Raw genomic sequence first — 2,405 nt, 5'->3', positions numbered from 1 at the left:
GTAACCGTCCGGCCAACGACGTGCCGTGAGGGATTGCCGGGGTAGCGGCGAGCGGCGGACGCTTCCGGGCATGGCGAAGCAGGTGGAGAAGCCGGAGTGGACGCGGATTGCAGAAGCATTCGAGGCGAGCGGGCAGACGCAGCGGGAGTTCGCGTCGGCGCGGGGCGTGCGCCTGAGCACGTTGCAGTCGTGGGTGTACCGGCATCGGCGGAGCGCGCCGTCGCGAGCGGAAGCCGTGCGGCTGTTGCCGGTGCAGGTGGCGAGCACCCCCGAGGCGCCGGAGTCCCAGCTGGAGGTGGTGGCCGCGAGCGGGGCACGGGTGCGATTCGCCGTGGGCACCGACGTGGGGTACGTGGCCCGGCTCATCGCGGCGCTGGGGCGGTGAGAGGATGTTCGCCCTGCCTGCGTCGGTGCGCGTGGTGCTGGCGGTGGAGCCGGTGGACATGCGCAAGTCGATTGATGGCCTCATGGCGCTGGTGCGCACGGCGTGGGGCGAGGACGTCTACTCGGGGCACCTCTTCGCCTTCGTCTCGCGCAAGGGCGACCGCATCAAGGTGCTGACGTGGAGCCGGGGCGGCTTCGTGCTGCTGTACAAGCGGCTGGAGACGGGCCGCTTCCGGCTGCCGCCGGTGGACGCGGGCGCGCAGGCGGTGACGCTGGACGCCACGCAGTTGGCGATGCTGCTGGACGGCATCGACGTGGCCCAGGTGAGGCGCCAGCCCGCCTGGACGCCTCCCGGGCGCACGGGCACCTGACGAGCCTGGCCCGGGACGCGGCGCGGCGCAGGCGTGTTGAGGCAGGGTGCCCCGCGAGTTGCCTGAGAATCACTTCTGCCCCTGGCGCGAGGAGGCCGAGGAGCTCAAGGCCGAGGTGAGCCGCATTGGCGGGGAGGTGGACGCCCTCAAGGGGCAGCTTGCGGCCCTGCAGCGCCACGTCTTCGGCCGCAGGGCGGAGAAGCTGCCGACAGTGGCGACTGAGCTGCGAGGGGACGCGGATTCGACGGCGGCCCGGGCCGAGGCCGCGAAGCAGAAGCGCCAGCAGCGAGCCGCCCGCAAGGCCGAGGAGGCCCCGGCGCGGGAGATTCGCCACGCGGTGCCTGCCGAGGAGCGCCACTGCCCGGCGTGCGGCAGCGAGGACTTGAAGCCGCTGGGCCAGGGCCGCACCTCGGGGGTGTACGAGTACGTGCCGGCCCGCTTCGAGAAGCAGGTGCACGTGCAGGAAGTCCTCGCGTGCGCATGCGGCCGGGGCGTCGTCACCGCCCCGCCTCCGGCCCGGGTGGTGGACCGGGGCGAGTACGGCCCCGGCTTCCTGGCCCACGTCGTGGTTTCCAAGTGCGCCGACGCGATGCCACTGCACCGGCTGGCCCAGCGGGTGGAGAGAAGCGGCGTGCCCATGAGTCGCAGCACCCTGACGGACCTCTTCCACCAGTCCGCCTCGGTGCTGCTGCCTCTCTCTACGCACCTCTTGCAAGTCATTGCCGCCGCCGACGTGGTGTGGGCCGACGAGACGCCGCTGCGGGTGCTGGACGTGAAGAAGACGCGCCAGGGCTACCTCTGGACTTTCCTCACCCAGACGCCCGCGGGTGAGTGGCTGCTGGGCTACCGCTTCAGCCTGGGCCGGGCCAGCACGACGCCGAAGGAAGTCCTGGGCGGCACCCGGGGCGCCCTCGTGGTGGATGCCTATACGGGCTACAACGCGGTGACGCTGCCCGAGGGGAGAAGCCGCGTCGGGTGCTGGGCGCACGTACGTCGCCGCTTCTTCGAGGCGCTCCCCACCGCGCCCGAAGCCCGCCAGGCCCTGGACTTCATCCTCGCCCTCTACCGCGTGGAAGCCCTGGCTCGCGACGCGGCCGTCGTGCGCACCGACGCGCACCGCGAGCTGCGCCAGCAGCAGAGCCTCCCCGTCCTCACGGCGCTGCGTGCGTGGATGGAATCGCAGACTCCGCGCCACCTGCCCAAGGGCCCCATGGGCCAGGCCCTCTCCTACGCCCTGAAGCAATGGGACGCCCTGACGCGATTCTCTTCCGACGCGCGCCTGCCCCTGGACAACAACCGCTCCGAGGCGGCGCTGCGCAAGGCAGCCTTGGGCCGTAAAAACTTTCTCTTCGTCGGCCATGAGGCCGCGGGGGAGAATCTCGCCGGCCTCTACGCCCTGGTCGCCACCTGCGAGGCCAACGGCGTCAATCCCGAGGAGTACCTGGCCGACGTGCTGCTTCGCGTCCAGACGCACCCGAACGCCCGCATCAGCGAACTGCTGCCCCACGAGTGGAGGCGGCGACGCACCGCCGACCCGCCCGAGTCACCCCTCCAGCCCAGTCCCTGAACAGCTCACTCCTCGCGGCGCTCGCCGAGCACGGCCGGGGCCTGTCTTCAAGCGTCCCGGCACGTCACTGGCCGGACGGTTAC

The 2,405-nt window shown here is 71.8% G+C and carries 3 protein-coding genes; all 3 read left to right on the top strand.

Annotated elements, in window-relative coordinates:
- Positions 1-70 precede the first annotated feature (70 nt).
- From tnpA to tnpC, 3 genes are read left to right on the top strand one after another with little or no spacing between them, the layout of a single operon-like run.
- On the top strand, positions 71-385 hold the full coding sequence (tnpA, locus tag D7Y13_RS40845) for an IS66 family insertion sequence element accessory protein TnpA (RefSeq protein WP_120586166.1): 315 nt from the start codon (positions 71-73) through the stop codon (positions 383-385).
- Between the two features lie 4 nt (positions 386-389).
- Positions 390-755: an IS66 family insertion sequence element accessory protein TnpB gene (gene tnpB / locus D7Y13_RS40840; protein WP_120586165.1), complete on the top strand. Its 366-nt coding sequence runs from the start codon at positions 390-392 to the stop codon at positions 753-755.
- A gap of 58 nt (positions 756-813) precedes the next feature.
- A complete protein-coding gene (gene tnpC, locus D7Y13_RS40835) occupies positions 814-2,322 on the top strand; it encodes an IS66 family transposase (protein WP_120586167.1) in 1,509 nt (502 codons plus the stop codon).
- Positions 2,323-2,405: the final 83 nt, after the last annotated feature.

The organism is Corallococcus praedator (assembly GCF_003612125.1).
Taxonomy (GTDB): domain Bacteria; phylum Myxococcota; class Myxococcia; order Myxococcales; family Myxococcaceae; genus Corallococcus; species Corallococcus praedator.
This window is presented reverse-complemented; position numbering and strand designations above follow the sequence as displayed.